This is a genomic window from Methylotenera sp. L2L1, assembly GCF_000744605.1.
Taxonomy (GTDB): domain Bacteria; phylum Pseudomonadota; class Gammaproteobacteria; order Burkholderiales; family Methylophilaceae; genus Methylotenera.
In genome coordinates this window covers 1,190,513-1,210,900 of record NZ_JQMG01000001.1, presented here as the reverse complement: position 1 = coordinate 1,210,900, position 20,388 = coordinate 1,190,513, and the positions used below count along the sequence as shown (strand labels likewise).

The 20,388-nt window shown below is 43.3% G+C and carries 21 protein-coding genes and 1 pseudogene; 4 read left to right on the top strand and 18 right to left on the bottom strand.

Annotated features, from left to right (window positions below):
• Nucleotides 1-77: 77 nt before the first annotated feature.
• The 13 genes from hisD to FG24_RS05590 form a co-directional block, all read right to left on the bottom strand.
• The gene (gene hisD / locus FG24_RS05650; RefSeq protein WP_036301879.1) at nt 78-1,373 is read right to left on the bottom strand and encodes a histidinol dehydrogenase; all 1,296 of its coding nucleotides are present in this window, start codon (nt 1,371-1,373) and stop codon (nt 78-80) included.
• A 23-nt stretch (nt 1,374-1,396) separates the two neighbouring features.
• Nucleotides 1,397-2,041, bottom strand: coding sequence for an ATP phosphoribosyltransferase (hisG, locus tag FG24_RS05645; protein WP_019899795.1), 645 nt, complete (start codon nt 2,039-2,041; stop codon nt 1,397-1,399).
• A gap of 12 nt (nt 2,042-2,053) precedes the next feature.
• Nucleotides 2,054-3,319: a UDP-N-acetylglucosamine 1-carboxyvinyltransferase gene (murA, locus tag FG24_RS05640; RefSeq protein WP_036301878.1), complete on the bottom strand. Its 1,266-nt coding sequence runs from the start codon at nt 3,317-3,319 to the stop codon at nt 2,054-2,056.
• Nucleotides 3,320-3,631, bottom strand: coding sequence for a Grx4 family monothiol glutaredoxin (grxD, locus tag FG24_RS05635; protein ID WP_036301876.1), 312 nt, complete (start codon nt 3,629-3,631; stop codon nt 3,320-3,322). It lies immediately after the preceding gene.
• 69 nt (nt 3,632-3,700) lie between these two features.
• On the bottom strand, nt 3,701-3,952 hold the full coding sequence (locus tag FG24_RS05630) for a BolA family protein (RefSeq protein WP_036301874.1): 252 nt from the start codon (nt 3,950-3,952) through the stop codon (nt 3,701-3,703).
• 65 nt (nt 3,953-4,017) lie between these two features.
• Nucleotides 4,018-4,818: an ABC transporter permease gene (locus tag FG24_RS05625; RefSeq protein WP_036301872.1), complete on the bottom strand. Its 801-nt coding sequence runs from the start codon at nt 4,816-4,818 to the stop codon at nt 4,018-4,020.
• Entirely contained in the window at nt 4,815-5,753 is a 939-nt protein-coding gene (locus tag FG24_RS05620; RefSeq protein WP_200876870.1) for an ABC transporter ATP-binding protein, read from the bottom strand. The genes FG24_RS05625 and FG24_RS05620 overlap by 4 nt, the downstream gene beginning before the upstream one ends.
• A gap of 204 nt (nt 5,754-5,957) precedes the next feature.
• Nucleotides 5,958-6,248, bottom strand: coding sequence for an STAS domain-containing protein (locus FG24_RS05615; protein ID WP_036301869.1), 291 nt, complete (start codon nt 6,246-6,248; stop codon nt 5,958-5,960).
• Nucleotides 6,245-6,865, bottom strand: a complete 621-nt coding sequence (locus FG24_RS05610) for an MlaC/ttg2D family ABC transporter substrate-binding protein (protein ID WP_036301867.1) — start codon at nt 6,863-6,865, stop codon at nt 6,245-6,247. Before FG24_RS05610 ends, FG24_RS05615 begins: the two co-directional genes overlap by 4 nt.
• 66 nt (nt 6,866-6,931) lie before the next feature.
• On the bottom strand, nt 6,932-7,471 hold the full coding sequence (gene mlaD, locus FG24_RS05605) for an outer membrane lipid asymmetry maintenance protein MlaD (protein ID WP_036301865.1): 540 nt from the start codon (nt 7,469-7,471) through the stop codon (nt 6,932-6,934).
• A 31-nt stretch (nt 7,472-7,502) separates the two neighbouring features.
• Nucleotides 7,503-8,306: a lipid asymmetry maintenance ABC transporter permease subunit MlaE gene (mlaE, locus tag FG24_RS05600; protein WP_036301864.1), complete on the bottom strand. Its 804-nt coding sequence runs from the start codon at nt 8,304-8,306 to the stop codon at nt 7,503-7,505.
• Nucleotides 8,307-8,345: 39 nt separating this feature from the next.
• The gene (locus FG24_RS05595; RefSeq protein WP_036301861.1) at nt 8,346-9,140 is read right to left on the bottom strand and encodes an ABC transporter ATP-binding protein; all 795 of its coding nucleotides are present in this window, start codon (nt 9,138-9,140) and stop codon (nt 8,346-8,348) included.
• 172 nt (nt 9,141-9,312) lie between these two features.
• The gene (locus FG24_RS05590; protein ID WP_036301860.1) at nt 9,313-9,960 is read right to left on the bottom strand and encodes a prepilin-type N-terminal cleavage/methylation domain-containing protein; all 648 of its coding nucleotides are present in this window, start codon (nt 9,958-9,960) and stop codon (nt 9,313-9,315) included.
• Nucleotides 9,961-10,203: 243 nt separating this feature from the next.
• Between FG24_RS05590 and FG24_RS05585 the strand changes: the two genes are divergently transcribed.
• A complete protein-coding gene (locus FG24_RS05585; protein ID WP_081880946.1) occupies nt 10,204-11,904 on the top strand; it encodes a sensor histidine kinase in 1,701 nt (566 codons plus the stop codon).
• Between the two features lie 491 nt (nt 11,905-12,395).
• Here the strand turns inward: FG24_RS05585 and ccsB are convergent, their stop codons facing one another.
• The 3 genes from ccsB to FG24_RS05570 all read right to left on the bottom strand — a co-directional run bounded on the left by ccsB (nt 12,396) and on the right by FG24_RS05570 (nt 16,293).
• Nucleotides 12,396-13,538 (bottom strand): c-type cytochrome biogenesis protein CcsB, encoded by a 1,143-nt coding sequence (ccsB, locus tag FG24_RS05580; protein WP_036301857.1) that lies wholly within the window; start codon nt 13,536-13,538, stop codon nt 12,396-12,398.
• Nucleotides 13,539-13,548: 10 nt separating this feature from the next.
• Nucleotides 13,549-15,462, bottom strand: coding sequence for a cytochrome c biogenesis protein ResB (locus tag FG24_RS05575; RefSeq protein ID WP_036301855.1), 1,914 nt, complete (start codon nt 15,460-15,462; stop codon nt 13,549-13,551).
• 219 nt (nt 15,463-15,681) lie between these two features.
• Entirely contained in the window at nt 15,682-16,293 is a 612-nt protein-coding gene (locus FG24_RS05570; RefSeq protein ID WP_036301852.1) for a c-type cytochrome, read from the bottom strand.
• Nucleotides 16,294-16,499: 206 nt separating this feature from the next.
• Here FG24_RS05570 and yihA point away from each other — a divergent pair, with 206 nt between their 5' ends.
• On the top strand, nt 16,500-17,135 hold the full coding sequence (gene yihA, locus FG24_RS05565; RefSeq protein WP_036301850.1) for a ribosome biogenesis GTP-binding protein YihA/YsxC: 636 nt from the start codon (nt 16,500-16,502) through the stop codon (nt 17,133-17,135).
• A 286-nt stretch (nt 17,136-17,421) separates the two neighbouring features.
• Here the strand turns inward: yihA and trmB are convergent, their stop codons facing one another.
• Complete coding sequence (trmB, locus tag FG24_RS05560) at nt 17,422-18,141, bottom strand: tRNA (guanosine(46)-N7)-methyltransferase TrmB (protein WP_036301848.1); 720 nt, start codon at nt 18,139-18,141, stop codon at nt 17,422-17,424.
• 79 nt (nt 18,142-18,220) lie between these two features.
• The gene (locus FG24_RS05555) at nt 18,221-19,384 is read right to left on the bottom strand and encodes a class I SAM-dependent methyltransferase (protein ID WP_036301846.1); all 1,164 of its coding nucleotides are present in this window, start codon (nt 19,382-19,384) and stop codon (nt 18,221-18,223) included.
• Between the two features lie 40 nt (nt 19,385-19,424).
• Here FG24_RS05555 and FG24_RS05550 point away from each other — a divergent pair, with 40 nt between their 5' ends.
• Together FG24_RS05550 and FG24_RS12680 are read left to right on the top strand one after the other, a co-directional pair.
• Nucleotides 19,425-20,174: a pteridine reductase gene (locus tag FG24_RS05550; RefSeq protein WP_036301845.1), complete on the top strand. Its 750-nt coding sequence runs from the start codon at nt 19,425-19,427 to the stop codon at nt 20,172-20,174.
• 67 nt (nt 20,175-20,241) lie between these two features.
• A pseudogene (locus tag FG24_RS12680) lies at nt 20,242-20,385 on the top strand (tRNA 2-thiocytidine(32) synthetase TtcA); the annotation flags it as partial.
• Nucleotides 20,386-20,388 lie beyond the last annotated feature (3 nt).

Genomic DNA, 20,388 nt, shown 5'->3' with positions numbered 1-20,388 from the left:
TCATCAAATAGGTATGCGCTTTACTGGACATTTAAGCATCGTCCATCAAGACCAATGCTTAAAATGCCAATCACAGACTACTTAAGACGATATTCAGCAGAGCGCGCGTGCGCTTGCAGACCTTCACCATAAGCTAACGTGGCAGCAACCTTACCTAACACTTGTGCGCCTTCTGAAGACACCATAATTAAGCTTGAGCGCTTTTGGAAGTCATAAACACCTAACGGTGATGAAAATCTTGCAGTACGTGACGTAGGTAAGACATGATTTGGTCCAGCGCAGTAATCACCTAACGCTTCACAAGTATCACGACCCATAAAAATAGCGCCCGCGTGTTTAATTTTTTTACTAAAAGCCAATGGCTCTTCCACAGACAACTCCAAATGCTCTGGCGCAATGTAGTTACTGATGTCTGCTGCTTCTTCCAAATCACGCACGTGGATTAAAGCGCCACGGTCTGTTAATGACGTGGTAATAATATCTTTACGCGGCATTTCCTGCACTAGCTTCTGAATACTAGCCGCCACTTGGTCTAAAAAGTCAGCATCAGGACTTAGCAAAATAGATTGTGCCAATTCATCATGCTCAGCTTGTGAGAACAAGTCCATTGCAATCCAGTCTGGATTCGTTTTACCGTCACAAATGACCAGAATCTCAGAAGGGCCAGCCACCATATCAATACCAACCACACCGAACACACGACGTTTGGCTGCGGCAACATAGGCATTACCAGGCCCTACAATTTTATCAACTTGTGGCACGGTTTCAGTGCCATATGCCAACGCGCCGACTGCCTGCGCACCGCCTAGACAGAATACGCGGTCAACACCACATACAGCAGCAGCAGCCAGTACTAACTGATTTTTCTCACCATTAGGCGTCGGCACCACCATAATCAGCTCTTGAACACCAGCGACTTTCGCCGGTATCGCGTTCATTAAGACCGAGGAAGGGTAAGCAGCTTTACCGCCAGGCACATATAGACCGACACGATCTAATGACGTCACTTGCTGACCAAGCAAAGTACCATCAGCTTCCGTGTAACTCCATGAGCTCATCAATTGCTTTTCATGATAACTTTTTACACGGTCTGCAGCCGTTTGTAATGCTGCACGTTGTTCAGCTGGCAAGCCATTCAATGCTGCAATCAATTCAGACTGACTGATTTCAAGTTCACTGATTTGACTAGCATTGGTTTTATCAAAACGATTGGTATACTCCAGCACAGCCGCATCACCACGGGTTTTAACATCCTTTAAGATATTTGCTACCACCACGTCAATGCTATCGTCTTGCGCTGTTTCAAATGCAAGCAATTGCTTTAAGTTCGCTTGGAAATCACCATCTGAAGTAGAGAAACGTCTAATGTTCATATGACTAACCTATATACCTAAATTTATTTGTTCTTTGCAATAGCAGTTTGAAACGCATCCATAATCGGCTGTAACTTAGCTCTATTGAGCTTAAGTGATGCCTGGTTAACAACCAGCCTTGAGCTGATATCACCAACCTCTTCTACCGCTTTAAGCTTATTAGCGCGCAAAGTGCCGCCGGTGCTGACCAAATCAACAATCACGTCCGCTAACCCAACTAATGGGCCAAGCTCCATAGAACCGTAGAGTTTAATCAAATCCACGTGCATGCCTTTTGCTGCAAAATGCTCACGCGCAGTTTTTACGTATTTAGTCACCACTTTAAGCCGCGCACCACTTCGAATAGAGCCGAAATAATCAAAATCTTCACGCACCGCCACCATCATTTTGCATTTTGCAATCTGTAGATCTATCGGCTGATACAAACCATCACCGCCATGCTCATCTAACACATCTTTACCAGCGATACCTAAATCAGCAGCACCATACTGTACATAAGTAGGCACATCAGTCGCACGTACGATAATCAAACGTACATCTGGTCGATTTGTTTCTATAATCAGCTTACGAGACGATTCTGGGTCTTCAGCCGCATGAATGCCTGCCGCTGCCAGCAACGGTGCTGTTTCTTCAAAAATCCTACCCTTTGAAAGTGCTATCGTAATCATTTTCAATTTTCTCTATGCTATTCGCTTTACGTTGGCACCTAAGGCATTCAACTTAGCTTCCAAATTTTCATAACCACGATCTAAATGATAGATACGCTCAATCACTGTGTCGCCACGGGCGACTAATCCAGCTAATACCAAGCTTGCGGAAGCACGCAGATCAGTTGCCATCACAGTGGCGCCATCCAAGAATGACACCCCTTTGACCAGAGCGGTATTGCCATCAATATCAATATCCGCACCCAAACGCTGCATTTCTTGCACATGCATAAAACGATTTTCGAAAATTGTTTCTGTTACTTTCGAAACGCCAGTCGCAATGGTATTCAGCGCCATAAACTGCGCCTGCATATCGGTCGGGAATGCTGGATGAGGTGCGGTACGAATATTCACCGCTTTTAATTGACCATCACTTTTAACAGTAATGCTATCAGCATCGGATGTCACCGTTGCACCAGCTTCGCGTAATTTCTCAATCACTGCATCTAGCAGATGCGTTTGCACATTACGCAATGTCACTTCACCACCAGTCATCGCAACGGCCACCATATAAGTACCGGCTTCAATACGATCACAGACCACGTTATGTGTAGTACCTGATAGGCGCTCTACACCTTCAATGGTGATTACATCGGTACCTGCACCTGTGATTTTTGCACCCATTTTAATCAGACACTCTGCCATATCGACAACTTCAGGCTCTTTTGCTGCGTTCTCTAGTACCGTTACACCGTTTGCTAATGCAGCTGCCATCATCAGATTCTCAGTACCAGTGACGGTCACTAAATCCATATAATAACGGGCACCTTGCAAGCGCTGATTAGGCAAGTGCTTGGTCGTTGCTTCAATGTAACCGTGCTCGATATGAATTTCCGCACCCATGGCCTGAAGACCCTTGATGTGTAAATCCACAGGACGTGAACCGATAGCACAGCCACCAGGTAAAGAAACACGGGCGTGCCCAAAGCGCGCTAACAAAGGGCCCAACACCAGAATAGACGCGCGCATGGTTTTAACCATCTCATACGGCGCCTCTTTAGTGTGGATAACACTTGCGTCTAAAGACACCTTATCTGCGATACGCTCAGCCTTTACACCCATTTGCTCTAACAGCTTGATGGTTGAACCTACATCTTTTAATGCAGGCACACTGGATAGATGTAACGGTGTTTCAGCAAGTAGTGATGCACACAATATCGGCAATGCCGCATTTTTAGCACCAGAAACGACAACCTCACCATGAAGGCGATTACCGCCTGTAATCAGCAGTTTGTCCAATTATTTAGTCGCATTCAATAATGTTTGAAGCTCACCACTTTCATACATGGCACGCATAATGTCTGAACCACCTACAAATTCACCGTTAATATATAACTGTGGAATCGTTGGCCAGTTTGCATAAGTTTTAATACCCTCACGGATATTTTGATCTGCTAACACATCAATCGCCACGTACTCTACGTTACAGGCATTGAGAATTTGCGTTGCCAAGTTTGAAAAACCACATTGTGGAAACTTTGGGCTACCTTTCATATACAGCACTACTGGGTTACCTGTTACCTGACTTCTGATTAATTCCTGCGTATCCATTATTTATCCTAATTACAAAACTTAATTACAAAAACTTTTTACTGGTACTTGATTAGACACACTTTAGCCTTAGTTGTTAGCTTGCAACGTTAACCACGCGTCTGGGGTTAACGTTTGCATGGATAAAGCATGAATCTCAGCTCTCATCCTGTCGCCTAAGGCTGAGTACACCAACTGATGCTGCTTAACCATAGTCTTACCAACAAATTCAGGGCTAACGATGACCGCCTCAAAATGCGTACCGTCATCACCTAATACTTTTATATAATCACACGCTAAATTTTGCGTGATGTATGTTTCCAACTGCTGGGCACTTAACACGTGTTACTCACCTTTAATAATTCAACTAGCTAAATTGTTTAACTTAGCATTATGACCTAAGTGCATTATGACCTAAGTTTATAGCCTGATTTTAACATTTTTAATGTGATCAGTGCTAACACAAGGAAGGACGCCGCCACGATGAGCAAACTGAGGACCGGAGATACATCACCCTTACCAAAGAAGCCATACCTAAACCCGTCTATCATGTAGAAAAATGGATTCAGATGCGATACTTTTTGCCAAAATGGCGGTAATGAATGAATTGAATAAAAAACACCGGACAAGAATGACAGCGGCATAATAATAAAATTCTGGAAGGCGGCCATCTGGTCAAATCTATCTGCCCATATCCCCGCAATAATGCCAAAAGTACCGAGCAACGCACTACCGAGCAAACCAAATGCAATAATCATCCATGGATTAGCCACCGTTAAATCAACAAACCACATGGCCACAAGATAAATACACAAACCCACGACTAATCCGCGAATAATTGCAGCAATTAGGAACGCCATAAAAAACTGCAAATGTGTCAGGGGGGTTAGTAAAACAAATACGATATTGCCCATGACTTTCGATTGAATCAGGCTAGATGAACTATTCGCAAATGCATTTTGCAGCACAGACATCATAATCAAGCCAGGAATGAGAAACTCAGTATAGGCAACGCCTTCATACACCTGCACGTGCTTATCTAACACGTGAGAAAAAATCAATAAATACAACAGCGCGGTAATCACTGGGGCCGCCACTGTTTGAAAAGAAACGCGCCAAAATCGTAGCAATTCTTTTTTCAGCAAAGTCCAAGGGCCAATCCAGCTTGATCGACTATTGAGTGAAGTATTTATTTTCAAATCACTCATGATGCATGACTCACTGATTGATGATTAACGGTCTCGTTGCCGACTAGCGATAAAAACACATCTTCCAGATCTGCTTCATTTAACTGCATATCAATCACCTTAATACCGCTAGCGCGTAAAGATGAAAGTACCAACTCTATCTGACTCATATCGGTTAAAGCAAAGGTATAAATACCGTTTTCAACATGGCGCACCAAACGCTCCACATCTTGCGGCAAGCTCACATTACCTAATGTCAGTCGCAAATGTTTACCTGAGAATTTATTAAGCAAATTAGCCGTACTATCTAATGCGACTATCTTACCTTGCTTCATCATACCGACACGACTGCACAACGTTTCGGCCTCTTCTAAATAATGAGTGGTTAAGATAATGGTGTGACCATCCCGGTTTAGCTTTTTGATAAACTCCCAAAGCATCTGGCGCAATTCAACATCCACACCTGCGGTAGGTTCATCCAGCACAATCACAGGCGGTTTATGGGCAAGCGCCTGTGCGATAAGCGCACGACGCTTCATGCCACCAGATAGCTTGCGCATATTAGTATGCGCCTTATCTGCTAAACCCAGCCCTTCTAATATCTCATCTACCCACAGATCATTTTCACGCCCAAGGCCAAAATAGCCAGCTTGAAAACGTAACATTTCTCGAACATTAAAAAAAGGATCAAATACCAACTCTTGAGGCACCACGCCCAATAACTGACGCGCCTGCTGGTATTGCTGCTGCACATCAAAACCCATCACTGAGATGCTACCGGCGCTGGGTGCAATAAGACCTGCAAGAATATTAATCAAGGTAGATTTACCTGCACCATTAGGCCCAAGCAGGGCAAAGAACTCACCCTGCTCGATGGTAAGATCAACACCATTTAAGGCATGTAGCGCACCAAAGTTTTTATGTACGCCATGGATATGAATTGCGGGATGATTCAAGAAATGACTTTCGATTAACAATTAAAACTTATCAGCACTCAACTACAAAAAGCCTTAACTTTCAAAAAATCATTCTAAATATGCGCCACTATTTAGAATGCACTATCTAAAATAGTGGGCGGTCATTTGAAAATGCCGGCCTACAAAAAAACCTATATTTCCAAAGAAAAACTACCGACCCCGAAATGGTCTTGGATCAAAGAGTTAAACACTCAATGGAATAAAGTCAGCAACCCCATAAAGGGTAGCCAAACTACCAAGACCTTCAGGTAAGCTTTTAAATGTGATTTTATGATTAGAAGTAGCAGCTCTGCGTTGCCACTCCATAATCAAACTAATAGCGGACGTATCTGTATTGGTAACCGCTGAGAAGTCAATCTGAAGTGCATCATTCATCGGCAAAACAGCACTCTCAACAAGCACTGCATTGGCGTTATCCACCAATATCTCACCAGAGACTAGCCATTTGTTTTCTTGTGAATCGAAACTAATCATACGCCAGATGCTTTGTTCTTATCCGCAAGTTTTTTATTCAAGCTATCAATACCGTTCTGGCGAATTTCGCTACTAAACTGGCTACGATAATTCGTTACCAAACTCACGCTCTCAATCACAATATCATACACTTTCCAGCCATTCTCGGCTTTCACTAGGCTGTAATCAACAGATATCGGCTGACCACCAGGTTGTAAAATCTGTGTTTTAACGCTCACATTTTTAGCACCGGCTTCAGCACGCAAAGGCTTGTACTCAATCACTTGATCTTTATATTTACCTAATGCAGAAGCATACGTACGCAACAGCAAAGTACGGAACTCTTTCTGAAAAGCGGCTTGCTGCTCTGGTGTGGCTGCTCTCCAGTTTTTGCCAAGCACCATACGGCAAACGCGATCAAAGTCGAAATTGGGTAAGATCTTTTCTTCAGCCAGCGCAAAAATCTTTTGCTGATTGCCAGCTTGAATGTCTTTATCACTTTTGATTGTGCTAAGCACATCCTCAGCCGTGCGCTTCACTAACTCATCTGCAGTAAGCTCTGCCTGAGCCAAGCTAGCATTAACAAACATAGAGGTAATGAAAGCAACATTCATTACTAATTTCAAAAACATTTTCATTGGAGCCCTTTTATATTTTCGTCAAAATGACCAATTAATTAACATCAAGACTATTACTAACCGTGATTAAAACGGTGCATCACCCAATTCGGTTGACTTAGCCGCTGCTGATTCTCCAGATGCAGCATTTGCTGTACCTTTATCAGCCTCGGTTTCAGAAGCTTTGTTATACAAGAACTGACTAATCATTTTTTCTAACACAATCGCATCTTGCGTCTGTGTGATTTTATCGCCATTCTTCAGCACATCATCTTCACCACCAGCTTCCAAGCCAACATACTGCTCACCCAGCAAGCCTGCTGTATAAATATTGGCAAATGTGTCTTTTGGGAACGCATAACGCTTATCTATTTTAATGGTCACAATTGCCTCGTAAGTCTTAGCATCAAAGCCAATATCAGCAACACGTCCAACAACTACGCCAGCACTCTTCACAGGCGCATTTGGCTTCAAACCGCCTATATTCTCGAAGGCAGCACTCACATTATAAGTCTCGCCTATTTTACTTGAAGTTAAATTACCGACCTTCATGGCAAGACCAAGCAATGCTGCCATGCCTAGCGCCACAAAAATACCTACCCATAAATCTATTTTTGTTCTATCCACTTCACTACCCTCTCAACTTTGTTTTTATGGGCTAAACAACCAGCATAAAAGATGTTAATACAAAATCTAAACCCAATACGGTCAGCGATGAAATCACTACTGTTCTGGTGGTGGCATGACTAACACCCTCAGCGGTTGGCGGCGCATCAAAGCCTTCAAACAAGGCAATCATCGTACATGCAACACCAAACACAACACTCTTAATCACACCATTAATAATATCTGCGCGAACATCTACATTAGCTTGCATCTGCGACCAGAAAGCACCATCGTCAACACCAATCAAAGGCACTGCAACTAAATAACCGCCCAACACTCCGACCATTGAAAACAAAGAAGCAAGTATCGGCATAGTGATTACACCGGCCCAAAACCTTGGTGCAACCACGCGTGCAATTGGATTAACCGCCATCATCTCCATGGCTGATAACTGCTCAGTCGTTTTCATCAAGCCAATTTCAGCGGTAATCGCGGTACCTGCACGGCCAGCAAATAACAAGGCAGTCACCACAGGCCCCAGCTCTCTCACTAACGCTAGCGCCACCAACACGCCAATCGCCTCTGATGAACCATATTTCTGTAACGTGTTATAGCCTTGCAAGGCTAACACCATGCCCACAAAGAACGCAGACACAATAATAATCAACAATGACATCACGCCGGTAAAGTAAATTTCACGCAATGTAAGATGAAAACGCTTAAAACTTTCACCTGAATAAATAATGGCCAACATAAACAGCCGCGCACCCGCACCTAAACGCCAGATGCGCGCAACCATTCGGCTGCCAATACCACTTAAAAGCCGAGAAATTTTATTAATTATTATATTAATCATTAAACTAAATCCATTGAACTGCTATTGTGAGCAAAATGCTCAACCCAACAACTGAGCGCGATAATCAGGCGCGGCATAATGGAAAGGCACCGGGCCATCTTTTTCACCATGCACAAACTGGTGAACAAATGGCAGGGTAGACTGCATTAAATCTTCAGGAGTACCCTCTGCTGTAACTTCCCCATTGGCAACAAAGTAGACGTAATCAGCAATCAAGAAAGTTTCTTTTACATCGTGCGAAACAATAATGGACGTTGCGCCTAGGGCATCATTCAGACTGCGAATTAAGCCACAGATCACGCCCATCGAGATGGGGTCTAGGCCAGCGAACGGCTCATCGTACATGATGATATTTGGATCTAATGCGACGGCTCTTGCTAATGCCACGCGACGTGCCATACCTCCAGACAACTCGGTTGGCATAAACTTGTGCGCGCCGCGCAAACCTACTGCATTAAGCTTGAGCAACACCAAGTCTCGAATCATAGACTCAGGCAAATCTGTTAACTCACGCATTGGAAATGCGACATTATCAAATACGCTTAGATCGGTAAATAAAGCACCGTGCTGAAACAACATGCCCATTGTACGACGTAATTGATAAATGTCATCACGACTTTGCTCATGCACCACATGCCCATCAACGCGCACTTCGCCTTTAGTCGGCTTAATTTGCCCACCAATCAAACGTAACAATGTGGTCTTGCCGCTACCGCTACCACCCATAATGGCCACGACTTTTCTCTTAGGAAAAACCATGTTAATGCCTTTATGCAATAAGCGACCGTTGTACCCAAAGGAAAGATTATCAATTTCTACAATATTTGATGTCATTTAAAGCACAATTTTTCAGTTAGTTTTCTTGCTTTTACTCAAGTTGCCATTTTAGAACAATTAGGATTCTACGCAAGCTTAAATGTCATATAGCAACATGGTCAAAGCAAAAGCAACGGCTAATGCCAATAAAAAAGCCCGCCATGCAGCGGGCTTTTGAAACAAAGAAGACTTAGAAACTCATACACACAGTGTATGGATCACCCTCAGCTATAGCGGTCGTTGCCACTGGAGTTGCTGTACCAGTAACAATAGCTCGCAAAGAACCTGTTGCGGTATTGCCATCGTCCATATTAATGTCTATCTGCTTAACCAAACGACCCGCGATATTCTCTGAACACACCACATACAACCCTGTCATACCTGTGATTGTAGTAAATCCAGTCCCCATACTCTGCACACCGATCCGACCGTTGTCTGAGTTTCTAGGTAAATAATTAGCATCTCCTGTAGCCGTAGGACCTGTTGCTAAACCGGCCAAACGTACATGCTGCCAAAACAAAGCAGACTCATCAGTTAATGTAGTTGAGTTCCATACACCGTCAATACGCGCATTACCTACCGTACCACCTGTCGTTGCCAAAGTTGCTCCAGTGCCCACATGTGCTACAACACCAGCATCATCGCCTGGCAATGCTCTAAATTTATCTTGATAACCATAAATAAATATTTGTGCGTTTTTAAAATCACTCGCAATACTTTTTGCTTTAGCACTATTAATCAGCTCTTGCCCTTTAAGTACGCCTCCAAGCAATAGGCCAATAATTACTAGCACGATTGCCAACTCAATTAGCGTAAAGCCTGCCTGTGTTCTTTTCATTTAGTTCCCCGAACTGTGCACAAATTTAATGTGCCATTTTAAACATGTAAATTAAAACACTCAAAGTGTTAGTTTCTAGCAAGCAAATAACATACCAGCTATCATTGATCACATCTACTAGCAATTTGCTTGTATTCTACAAGATATACCATCTATTACGCACGAATTATTGTCAAAGATTGAACACTTATGTTCAAATTCTAACAGTATGTTCATTTAATTAATTTGTGAGCTGTCTCAATTATGCGATCTCTTTATCAGTTTTACCAGCTAGCACTTAACAATCATGACCGCCTAATGGCACTCATGATGCTGTCATTACATGCGCTTTTAATCTGGGGGGGTAGCGGTCATTTGCAAACTGCACTACTGCTATGCCATTACGGTTTCTTTTTGTTATGGCAGCCAGTCATGCGCCAAAGCGATAAGTTATCTTGGAAAATGGTGGGTATCGTACTCGTCGGCGCCTACTTCACCACTTTTCTTACTAACTGGTGGGTCACCGCATTTTGGATTGCAGGACTATTTTCATTGATTGGTGGGCGCGTACTATCGAGTGAGGCCTCACATTCAAAAGTCCCAAACATCCTTGCTGCTTCGTATCTACTTGCCATTCTTCTACTTTGGGTTGTGCCCAAACTACTTGACGCAAATAACGACTTACTTGCTGCAGAGCTACTCCTTATTTATGTATTGCCAATACTTCCACTCACCATTTTATTTTTATCTGCTAAAAAGAATAGCCCAGCATACACGCCCAATATTGACTTCTTTTACACCTTACTCATATTCTTACTGACAATAATTGTCATATTAAGTAGCTTTACGATTGGCATCGTCTGGCAAATTCATTATGTAAAACTGCTTATTTTTACTGTTTTTGGCCTAGCAATCACATTGGTTGCGATTAGTTGGCTATGGAATCCTAGCGCAACATTCTCAGGCTTAGAGCTGCTCATGTCACGCTACCTACTAAGCATAGGCTTGCCATTTGAGCAGTGGATTAGAAAAATTGCAGCATTTGCTGAAAACGAAACTTCTGCTGAGGGATTTTTACAAGCATCAATGCGTGAGTTAGCCGCCTTAAACTGGGTAAGCGGCGTGTCTTGGCACTCTAACGACACCCACCAAGAGATTGGCGAAACCACGCACTTCATCTCCACTTTTAGCTTTCAACAGCTGCATTTAACGCTTTATTCACGCTGGCAATTTACACCTGCCATGTATCTGCACGTGCAACTTCTCACGCAAATCCTAGGTGAGTTTTATGAGGCGAAACGCCGTGAAGAAACCATCAGCCAAAACGCTTACATGCAAAGCTTATATGAAACAGGCTCTAGACTGACGCATGATATCAAGAACATTTTACAGTCGTTAGGCACACTTTCTGCCGCTGCAGAACAGAGCAATCACGCAGAAGATGACGCTAGGCTAGTAGACCTGATCAAGAAGCAACTTCCAAGGCTAAGCCAGCGCCTTTCAAGCACGCTCAACAAGCTTGAGGAACCTGGTATAGAGAAAAAGAACCAAGCCAAAGTTAGCCACTGGTGGAAAAACTTTAAGCAACTTAACGCACACTACCAAGTTCAATTTGAAGCACCTACACACTTACCAAAGACAGACATCGACCCTGATGTATTGGATAGCGTCGTAGATAATTTAATACAAAATGCGCTGGAGAAAGCTAGGCTTGAAGTTGGTATTAACATCAATGTCTGCCTAATGCCATCCAGTCACTTTTGCATAGAAGTCACCGATACTGGCTCAGCTATTCCTAATGAAGTTGCAGAGAAACTATTTAAATCACATGTCAGCTCAAAAAGTGGTTTGGGGGTTGGTTTATATCATGCCGCCCAGCAAGCTGAGAATGCCGGCTACCTATTAAGCCTGACAGATAACGCTAATGGTGAGGTGAGGTTTAGACTTGAAAAAGTAAGTGAATAAACATCCGTTTTACTTAACTATAGCTATCCCATCAAACAATACGATGCTGTGTCTCATCGCACAAATTGTCATACCGACGAGACCGTGAGCCAGTGTTTGGCTACCCCAATTTGCTACCCACAAAGGGCATCACCACCAATCTTAAGTAGCTAAAGCGACAAGATTGGTGCGATAAGCCAGCAAACTGGCAAGCAACGTGTAAAAGGTTTTCACCATGGGACATGCCAGCTGTGACGTATGAATAATGCGCTTTCGCGTTTTCACTTAGGGCTTTAGCCCTTTAGTGGAGCGGCAATGCCAAATGCTGGCTCAGCTGGTTATTCACACACGAAAGCACGGAATGACTAGGTGGGAGTAGAATTATTTAGTGGAATAGCTATACATAAGCTTAAGTTAAAAAATAAAGCATTGTGATTGATCACAATGCTTTATAAAATTAACCAACATCTATGTATTAAATCAACACGTGTTACATATACATGGAACCTGAGTTATAACGTACCGTATGAATGTAATCCACTCAAGAACATATTCACGCCCAAGAATGCGAAGGTCGTAATAATCAAACCAATCAATGACCACCAAGCTAATAACGGGCCGCGCAAGCCTTTAACCATACGCAAATGTAGCCATGCCGCGTAATTTAACCAAACAATCAACGCCCAGGTTTCTTTAGGGTCCCAGCTCCAATAACCACCCCAAGCCTCAGCCGCCCACATTGCACCTAAAATGGTTGCAATCGTAAAAAAGGCAAACCCAATAGCAATCGCTTTGTACATTAAATCATCTAACACTTCCAAACTAGGCAAACGCGAAGTTAACACGCCTTTACTAGCAAGCAAGTAAGCTAGCGCCACCATTGCCGCTAAAGAGAATGATCCGTACCCCACAAAATTTGCTGGTACATGAATTTTCATCCAGTAACTTTGCAGCGCTGGTACCAGCGGCTGAATATTGTGCGCCTCACGATCAAAGGTATACCACAAGATAAAACCAACCGCGGCGTTGATGACTAGTAACACAAAACCACCCAACTGCTTGGTATTTAGCTTCTGTTCATAGTGCAGATACAACAAAGCGGTAATGAGGCAGAACAACACAAAAACCTCATACAGATTGCTTACTGGAATATGCCCAACATCTACACCAATGAGATAAGACTCATACCAGCGCACCATCAGGCCAACAAAACCGAACAGCACTGCCACCCATGTTAAAGCGGAAGCCACATTCGCACTAAAAGCACTGCGCTTATATAGAGCAAACCAATACGTCACCATTGCAAGCACAAATAAAACATTCATCCACATAATGGCGGACTGGCTTGAAATTAAAAATTTAAGGAAAAACACTTCCGTTGCACGCGCCTGATCCCCTTGATATAAGGCGATAGAGGCAAGACTGATGACACCAACACCTATCACCAATTTACCTAGCGACTTCCACTGCCATCCTAAATAACTAAACAGTAGTGCCGCGCCAAATAGAAAAGTAACCTCATATGCATCCATATAATGTGCATATTTAACAAAGGCAAATATTGAACCAGCAACAACGACTAAGGCGTAAAGCCAGTCTTGCCAGTTCAACCGTTGTAACAATGTTTTTTGTTGATAATCCAATGTATTGTTCATTTCTATATCCTTAGCTAACAATGCCAGCAAGTTGTTCGCGGTACAAACTAAACTCTTTTTCAAAATCCAGATTCTTACGATTTGAAGCCATTGCAAAATGCACTTCGTTCGCACTTGGTTTTAGATACAACCAAATTCTTCTTTCGCGGATATACATCATAGAGAAAATACCCAACACCAAGATTACAGAGCCCAAATACACCCATTTTTGGCCTGGTGACTTAGTTAGTTGCAGACCGCTAGCCTCTTTATGTTCAAACTGATTAAGCTGTAGGTAATATGGCGCGCCATAAAAGAACATATCACTAAAGGCATTTAGACTATCACGCATCAACGCTTCTGTTTCAGAACTATTTTTCAGCAGAGGCTTATTACTCAGTTGCAAGCCCATGTTATAAGCCTCGTAAGCTGCGATATTCACCATCTTAATATAAGTAGTCGCTGAGGCTTCACGCTCTTTTTCTGGCACACTTTGCTCAATGACTTTAGCAACCTCACTATAGCCACCTTGCGCAAAAATAGTTAACAATCGTACTAAACTTAGTTCAAACTGTTTTTTGATTTCAGGATTATCACTAACCCCTAATGATTTTTTGGCGATGCGTTTTGCTATTTCCTGATATTTAGACGAGTCTAGCATCACCGCCCTAAAACCCATAAACCCATTAATACTAAGATCCTCATCAGCAGGAATGCGCAAATAACGGAAATCCTCTTGCACCGTTTCACGCATACCAGACAAGAAATAAAACTTGCCATCAATTTGCATAGGCTGCATATAAGTAACATACTCAACAGCCTGACCGCGGCTATCGCGCAGCTTATACGTGACATTAGGCCCTACGTTATGTGGCTTACCCTTGCCATCAGGCGACATATTAATAATATTAAACTTACGGAAATCGTTATATTCAACACGCAAGAGGTCATCCCCCTCACCTAGTGCGCCCTCATCGAATATTGCACCAGATAATGCGTGAGATTTTTCGCTTGGAGAAAACAGATTCCACACATTAAATTTAAGGCCAGTACCACCGTCTTGGAAATCTGACTGGTAAATTGCAATACCCTTATAAGTTAAAGGATGATTGACGCTGATGGTTTTAGTAATAGGCTCCTTCAACGCCGGGTCAAAAATCACCAAATCACTCTCAAATGACTTTGGCTGACCTGTTGCGTAATGTTCTATACGAAAATCTTTCAAACCAACAGCAAACGGTAGCTCCTGCACCAAATAGCCATCACGCACGCGTAAAAAAGCCACGTTGTGCGTTGCCCCCTCTGACAAGGTCATATTGCCGCGGAACGAAGGATTGCTAGCAGACATTCTGCTCTCAGCTGGCACTTTTGAAACAGGCAAATCTAGCGTTTCGATTCGCTTGTATCCCAACATTTCCTGCACTTTAAAAGGCAAATTACCATCCAGCAAACCACCGAATAGAATTACTACCATCGCCACGTGCGTAAATATGTAACCCCAACGCTGATGCGTACCAGCTTTAGCTGCGATTAACTCACTACCATCTTCTTGTGCTTTGATTTTATATTTAAAACCTTTTGCATTTAAAAATTGCAACAGAGCTTGCTTAGTAGCCGCATAATCTGCCGTTAAATTAAAAGTAGCCTGGTGACTAAATGCGCGCAGGGACTTTTCTGTTGCATGGTCCTTAAATGTGCGCCACTCTTTAAGCATTGACGGTGTGTTTCGGTAAATACACAAACTGGTCGATACCACCAAAAACAACAGAATCACTAAAAACCAAACGCTATGGTAAACATCATATAAGCCAAGATATTCAAACAAAGCGAACCAGAACTGTCCAAATTTTACAATGTAGTTCTCATATGGCTCATTTTGCTTAAGCACAGTACCAATAACAGAAGCAACGCCCAACACACTTAGCAAGCTGACCGCAAAACGCATAGAACTCAGTAAATCAAGGAAGTTTTTAGTAAATGATAATTTAGGATTCAAAATACGGCACTCTGAGGGTAAATTTAGGTTAATGCACGTGGATACTGCTGTTACTTATGACTTTAGCTGAGCAGTGATAGTTGCTAACCTTAACAAAAAAGGAGGTTTTCCCAGGCATTTAACGTTAAAAAAGGGCAGCATTGCCACCCTTTTTTCATTAATACTGACCTAGCGCAAACCTTGAATATAATCCGCTACAGCAGCCATTTCCGCATCTGACATTTTAGCTGCAATCGTCATCATCATTGGCGCATTGGCACGCTCACCTGAACGGAAAGCTTTCAACTGAGCAAGCGTGTAATCAGCATGCTGACCACTTAAGCGTGGAAACTGTTTTGGCAGACCAGCACCGTTTGGGCTATGACAAGCCGCGCAAGCTGGCACACTAGTCGCAGCATTACCTGCACGGTAAATTTTTTCGCCAACTGAACCGGCACCATTTGATTTAGCCTTAGCTAAGGCAGCTGGTTTGGTTGAGAAGTAAACCGCCAACTCTTTTATCTCTTCATCCGACAACGCGCCTGCCATGCCTGACATGACAGCATTTGCACGCTTACCAGATTTAAATTCCGTTAACTGTTTTTGCAAGTACTCTGGATGCTGACCCGCTAATTTAGGATTAAGGCTAATCGCGCTATTTCCATCTGCTGCATGACAGGCAGCACAGACATTGTTCACTGTTTGCTGTGCAGATTTTGTCGCAGAATCTTCTGCTTGCGCATGAATAGAAATCCCCAACATTAAACCAGATATCAACCAAGCTAGATGACGAAATTGCATTACCGCTCCTAAATCTAAATTATTCAACCAATTAACGCGCTATTTTAGCGAAAAACAACTATTCGTGATAGCATTTTTCACCATTACATCAATTCCTTTGATAATTCAAAAAAACTGCAACAATCTGTCATCATCAATTCATGACATTGATTTGAAAAACATGCTGAGTTACACAAGGAATTTGCTTTAGCAAAATCAGGATCAATATGCCTTTATTTCAAAACGCCGCTTTCTTTATATCCGCCCACCATCTGCGCGATTTACCACCTGCCAGTGGCATTGAAGTTGCCTTTGCTGGTCGCTCCAATGCTGGAAAGTCCAGCGCACTTAACACCTTAGCCAACCACAATCGATTAGCGTTTGTGAGTAAGCAGCCTGGACGCACGCAGTTGATTAACTTTTTCACACTGGGCAACGATAGACACCTTGTAGACTTGCCCGGCTACGGCTACGCTAAAGTACCAGAAGCCATGCGCGCGCACTGGCAAAACGTATTAGCGCGCTACTTAGGAGAACGCACTAGCCTAGGCGGCTTAGTGCTGGTCATGGATAGCCGTCACCCGCTTACACCGCTAGACCGCCAAATGCTGGATTGGTTTTGCCCAAGCGGAAAACCTGTACACGTTTTACTGACAAAATCAGACAAGCTGTCACGCGGGGAGGCTTCTTTGACGCTGAATCGGGTGCGCAAGGAATTGATAGAAACATGGGGTAACCACTATCACAGCGAATGCACTATTCAATTATTTTCTAGCCTAAAGAAACAAGGCGTAGAAGAGGCTGAAAAAGTAATTGGCAAATGGCTATTTACTGAAGACGATACTTCAGCTGAAACTGTTTAAACAACCACACAAAATAAGCTTAGCTTAGCTGACTTTACAACCAAGTAAGCCAAACAACTATAACTGTTCCATCAAATAATCCAATGCTGTGCCTATCGCACAAAATCGTCATGCCGACGAGACCGCGAAGGTCTCCACCGCTTCCACTAAGCACTTCAGTGCCAAGCGGAAGCGAGAAAAGTCGGTATCCAGAGTTTTTAAGTCACTAGATTCCGTGTCAAGCACGGAATGACTAGATAATAGAGTTAATTAGTGGAATAACTATAAGCCAGTCAAGGCAGTAATACTATTTAAGTGTAAACACCATATCCCACACGCCATGTCCAAGTTTTAAACCACGGTTCTCAAACTTGGTTAGTGGGCGATAACTTGGTTTGACCGCATAATCTGTTGCCGTATTTTGCAACTGAGTTTCCGCATTAAGCACTTCCAGCACCCATTCAGCATACTCCTGCCAATCCGTTGCCACATGCAGATAGCCACCAGCCTTAAGCTTAGTGCATAGCAACTTTACAAATTCAGCCTGAATCAAGCGTCGTTTATGATGGCGTTTTTTATGCCACGGATCAGGGAAAAAGATATGCACGCCGTCTAGGCTGGCATCTGGCACCATGTGATGCAGCACTTCAACCACATCATGCTGAATCACACGAATGTTTGTGAGCGCATTTTCCTCAATAAGTTTAAGTAATGCACCCACGCCTGGCGTATGTACCTCGGCGGCCAAGAAATCACAATCAGGTAACACTTGGGCAATTTTGGCTGTGGTTTCCCCCATACCAAAACCAATTTCTAGAATCTTTTTACTGTCAGCGCGCTTAAACACCGCATTAAGATCTAACAACTCAGGCGCGTAATTCACACCGAATTGTGGAAAACCTGTTTCTAGCGCACGCGCCTGACCTTTAGTTAAACGCCCTTGGCGCAACACGAAACTGCGGATACGACGCTGGCTTAGGTCTTCAGCATCGTCTTGAACTTGTTCTGTTTGATTTAATGTATTCATAAGGGCGAATTATACTTCAGCTATCACAACTCGTCAGGCCCAACAAATTACCTCGATCATGTTAACGACATCAATATCGCTAAAGCGTGTGCGACTTATCGCCAGAGGCAAAGCCAACCAATGCTTGATTAAGCCCCTTACCTAGGGCGATTACTTTAAATAAATCCCCCATCTCGGCAGGAGACAGTAATTTTTGTGCGGCGGCGGCAAGCGGTGCATAGCGCGCCATATCATGCGGAGAGACTTGACTCATGATATCTAAAATACCGCAGTTCATTAAAAATTGTGCTTGTGAACAAAAGCCCATCAACTCAAGACCACTGCGCTCACCTGCATTAGCGACACTGGTAAAATCCACATGCGCAGTAATATCCTGTAAGCCAACATAAATCAGCGGATCAACGTGTGCATAATGCTGATAATGACACATTAATGTCCCTAGATTACGTTGTGGATGGTAATACTCACGCGCAGAAAAACCATAGTCGACCATGATAATAGCGCCATGTTTTAATGAGCTCCCCAAACTACTGATCAGCGCAATTGCGGCAGGACTTACTTCCGTCAGATAATCATCAGGCAACCCATATGCATTCACCAAATCAAAAAGCTCACCAGAAGCTAATGGTTGATCTTGCCAATAAAAATTGCCATTAAACGCCACACCTCGCTCATACAAGGTTTGTGAATCGGCAGATACTGGCTTGTATACCAAGTGCACGGGAACAGCATCCAGCACCTCATTACCCAACATGACACCGACGAAATTGACAGGTAACGCATCCAACCAAACAACTCGCTCAAGCAGCGCTGGAGGGAGTTGCTTCTGCATTGATTCAAGCTGAATCTGTCGCAAGTAAGCACTAACTTCAAGAATATAATAATGGTCTGGCAATTGCTTAAGCGCCTGCAAGCTAAGCAACAGATCAATCGCAAGCTTACCGGTGCCGGCGCCCAACTCCAGCACATCACCCTGCGTTTCAACTAACACCTGCGCCACTTGATTGGCAAAGGTTTGTGCAAACAAAGGGGAAATTTCAGGCGCGGTAACAAAGTCTCCACCTACGCCGAACTTTTTAGCGCCGCCGCTGTAATAACCTAGGCTAGGTGTATAAAGCACTATATGCATAAAATCAGCAAATGACAGCCAACCACCATGTTGACTAATGCTATCTTGAATTAACGAAGCAAGCTGTTGACTATGCGCTTGTGCATCAGCGCTAGGAATAGGTAATGAACTCATAAGCCATTATAATATTTTAGAAGAAAGAAATGAGTAAACTGTGGATACAAACAAAGATAAAGTTATTTTAATCACTGGCGGCGCTAAACGCGTTGGCGCCACGATGTGCCGCGAGTTACATAAGCATGGCGCCAAGCTAATGATTCATTACAACACGAGCATGACAGAAGCTCGTGCGCTTCAAGCTGAGCTCAACTTATTGCGCGCAAATTCAGTCGCCATTATCCAAGGAGATTTACTCAATACCAATGTATTGCCAACGCTGGTGAGCGAAACTGTGAACCACTTTGGTAAATTAGACGTACTGATTAACAATGCTTCGACTTACTACCCAACAGATTTGGGGCAAATTAACGAAGAAAACTGGCAAGACTTAATCGGCAGCAATTTAAAAGCACCGGTATTTTTAGCACAAGCCGCAGCGGCTGAGTTGCGCAAAAACAACGGTTGCATCATTAACATTACCGACATGCATATTGAACGCCCGAAAAAAGGCTACATTGTTTATAGCGTAGCGAAAGCTGGTTTAGTAACGCTAACCAAATCTCTCGCACATGAACTGAGCCCAGAAGTAAGAGTAAATGCGGTAGCGCCTGGTCCTGTACAATGGCCAGAAAGCAACCCACAATTTGATGAAGTGTATCGGCAACGTGTGATCAATCAAACATTACTCAAGCGCGTAGGCGAGGCCGAAGACGTGGCCAAGGCAGTTAAATTCTTGATTTACGACGCACCATTTATTACAGGCCACGTATTAGCAGTTGATGGCGGCCGCTCTTTAAACTTATAGCAACATATGACAAATACCCCATCAAACGTGATGCCACTTTGCCACCTATTTTAGATTTCAACACATTATGATTAAACACTTACCAGACAACCACTCAAACAACTTCATCAAACTGCGCAACAGTTTAATTAGCGCCACGGGCAAAGCCATTGGCGACTACAACATGATTGAAGAAGGCGACACCGTGCTGGTCTGTATGAGTGGCGGCAAAGTT

Excerpts from the sequence above, each read along its gene's own strand:
- hisG (WP_019899795.1), bottom strand. The coding sequence starts at position 2,041 with ATGATTACGATAGCACTTTCAAAGGGTAGGATTTTTGAAGAAACAGCA.
- FG24_RS05570 (WP_036301852.1), bottom strand. The coding sequence starts at position 16,293 with ATGCAATTTCGTCATCTAGCTTGGTTGATATCTGGTTTAATGTTGGGG.
- FG24_RS05585 (WP_081880946.1), top strand. The coding sequence starts at position 10,204 with ATGCGATCTCTTTATCAGTTTTACCAGCTAGCACTTAACAATCATGAC.
- hisD (WP_036301879.1), bottom strand. The coding sequence starts at position 1,373 with ATGAACATTAGACGTTTCTCTACTTCAGATGGTGATTTCCAAGCGAAC.
- mlaE (WP_036301864.1), bottom strand. The coding sequence starts at position 8,306 with ATGATTAATATAATAATTAATAAAATTTCTCGGCTTTTAAGTGGTATT.
- FG24_RS05610 (WP_036301867.1), bottom strand. The coding sequence starts at position 6,865 with ATGAAAATGTTTTTGAAATTAGTAATGAATGTTGCTTTCATTACCTCT.
- FG24_RS05555 (WP_036301846.1), bottom strand. The coding sequence starts at position 19,384 with ATGAGTTCATTACCTATTCCTAGCGCTGATGCACAAGCGCATAGTCAA.
- yihA (WP_036301850.1), top strand. The coding sequence starts at position 16,500 with ATGCCTTTATTTCAAAACGCCGCTTTCTTTATATCCGCCCACCATCTG.
- FG24_RS05590 (WP_036301860.1), bottom strand. The coding sequence starts at position 9,960 with ATGAAAAGAACACAGGCAGGCTTTACGCTAATTGAGTTGGCAATCGTG.
- FG24_RS05615 (WP_036301869.1), bottom strand. The coding sequence starts at position 6,248 with ATGATTAGTTTCGATTCACAAGAAAACAAATGGCTAGTCTCTGGTGAG.
- trmB (WP_036301848.1), bottom strand. The coding sequence starts at position 18,141 with ATGAATACATTAAATCAAACAGAACAAGTTCAAGACGATGCTGAAGAC.
- FG24_RS05575 (WP_036301855.1), bottom strand. The coding sequence starts at position 15,462 with ATGCGTTTTGCGGTCAGCTTGCTAAGTGTGTTGGGCGTTGCTTCTGTT.
- FG24_RS05595 (WP_036301861.1), bottom strand. The coding sequence starts at position 9,140 with ATGACATCAAATATTGTAGAAATTGATAATCTTTCCTTTGGGTACAAC.
- grxD (WP_036301876.1), bottom strand. The coding sequence starts at position 3,631 with ATGGATACGCAGGAATTAATCAGAAGTCAGGTAACAGGTAACCCAGTA.
- ccsB (WP_036301857.1), bottom strand. The coding sequence starts at position 13,538 with ATGAACAATACATTGGATTATCAACAAAAAACATTGTTACAACGGTTG.
- FG24_RS05625 (WP_036301872.1), bottom strand. The coding sequence starts at position 4,818 with ATGAGTGATTTGAAAATAAATACTTCACTCAATAGTCGATCAAGCTGG.